Genomic DNA, 1,751 nt, shown 5'->3' on the forward strand with positions numbered 1-1,751 from the left:
CTCGGCGGCGGCGCGGTCGAGCAGGTCGTGGGCGAGCAGGTGGTCGGAGCCGGGGTCGAGACCGGCCTCGGTGAGCACGACCAGGCCGCGCGAGGCGGCGTCGGCGGCCAGCTCGGCGACCTCGGGGGAGAGGTAGCTGGAGCTGGCGAAGTGGGCGCCGTTGTCCAGGCACACGCGCAGCACGGCCGGGTGCTCGGGCGCGGGCAGCATGGACACCACGACGTCGCCGGGCCCGACCTCGGCGGCCAGCGCCTCGGTGCTGTAGGCGCGGGTCCGGACCGCGCCGGTGAGGCCGAGTTCGGCGACGCGCTGGTCGGCGCGGGCGGTGGTGCGGCCCCAGACGAGGACCTCGCTGGCGGCGCGGGCGAGCTGGCGCAGGCCGTCGCCGGTGGACAGGCCGACGCCGATCCAGTGGACCCGGCCGGATGCGGGGGTGGCGTGCTCAGGCATGGTCGGCCTCCAGGGCGGCGACGGTGGTGTGGAAGCGCTCCGCGCAGCGCCGCCACGGACCGGAGTCCAGGTCGAGCAGGTGGGGGAGCAGGTCGCGGGAGAAGTCGGCGCTGGACTCGGCGGCCAGCAGCGAGGGCAGGTTGTCGATGGCGATCAGGTCCAGCGGGTGCTCGCCGTCGCGCAGGCGCAGCACGGGCTCGTCCCAGGTGGTGACCTCGTCGTAGACGGGCAGCAGGTTGTACGGGCCGCCCGCGTCGCAGCTGACGTCGCCGACGCCGCGCAGGGCGCGGGGGGCGTCCAGGTCCTCGGGGCGCAGGAGCGGTTCGGCGGGGCCGGTGGCGAGGACGGCGTTGACCAGCAGGTCGTGCCCGAGCAGCGCGGCCCGGTCCAGGGTCCGGGTCTCGGCCAGGTCCCACCCGGTGACCTCGGCCCCGGCGACGGCGAGCGCGTCGCGCGCCCCGCGCCCGCAGCGCCCGAGGGCCCCGACGACCAGCGCGGTGGGCCTGTGCCCGTCGTGCGCGCGCAGCGCGGCGTCCAGCTCGGCGCGCCCGGTGGGCCGCAGCGGCGTCGGCAGCGCGCCCCGGTCGTGGAGGACGGTGAGGGCGGCGCCCAGGTACCCGGCCCAGTAGCCGAAGGCGGTGAGCCTGCGCCCGTCGTCGTCGGTGAGGTACTCCAGGTCCAGCAGCGCGCCACCGCCCGCCGCGAACCGGCCGAGCAGCTCCCGCGCGCCGGGCTGCCCCTTGTAGGCGTGCCCGAAGAACACGTGCCGGTGCGGCAGCCGCTCCGGCAGGTCGGGCAGTTCCTTGAGCCCGACCACCACCACGTCCGGGGGCGCGTCGACCCACCCGCCTGCCTCGACGACGCGGCAGCCCGCGGCGGCGTAGTCGGCGGTGGGGAAGACCCGCCGCGGCGAGTCCTCGACGGTGACCTCGGTCCCGGCGTCGACCAGGGTCTTCGCGTCGGCGGGGGTGATCGGGGCGCGCTGCTCGGTCGACCGGACCTCGCTGCGCAACCACAGGCGCGTCGTCACCGGTTCTGGGTACAAGACCGGTGCTGAGCGCGTCAAATCGCCCCGACGTGTCACACCTTCACCCCGGCGGTGTCACGCAGGCGGAGGCGGTTCCGGCCCGGACTGCGGGGCGGGGCCGAAGGCGTGCCCGGCGGCCCGGACGGTCGGCGCCGCGGCGGCGGCGTCGGCCCCGCCGCCGATCACCGCGCCGATGCCGAACGGCGCTGCGCGGCCGAGGACGACGATCCCCTGCTTGGTGCCGTACCCGGTGATGGAGTTCCTGCCCGGCACC

The 1,751-nt window shown here is 77.0% G+C and carries 3 protein-coding genes; all 3 read right to left on the bottom strand.

All coding sequences use genetic code 11. The features are described 5' to 3' along the window. On the bottom strand, positions 1–450 hold a 450-nt coding region (locus tag ACTUAL_RS10070; protein ID WP_440900081.1), incomplete at its 3' end, for a saccharopine dehydrogenase NADP-binding domain-containing protein. After that, positions 443–1,480, bottom strand: a complete 1,038-nt coding sequence (locus ACTUAL_RS10075) for a saccharopine dehydrogenase (RefSeq protein WP_440900082.1) — start codon at positions 1,478–1,480, stop codon at positions 443–445. The genes ACTUAL_RS10075 and ACTUAL_RS10070, both read right to left, overlap by 8 nt. Before the next feature lie 72 nt (positions 1,481–1,552). Continuing rightward, on the bottom strand, positions 1,553–1,751 hold a 199-nt coding region (locus ACTUAL_RS10080), incomplete at its 5' end, for a hypothetical protein (RefSeq protein ID WP_440900083.1).

This window comes from Actinosynnema sp. (assembly GCF_052038725.1).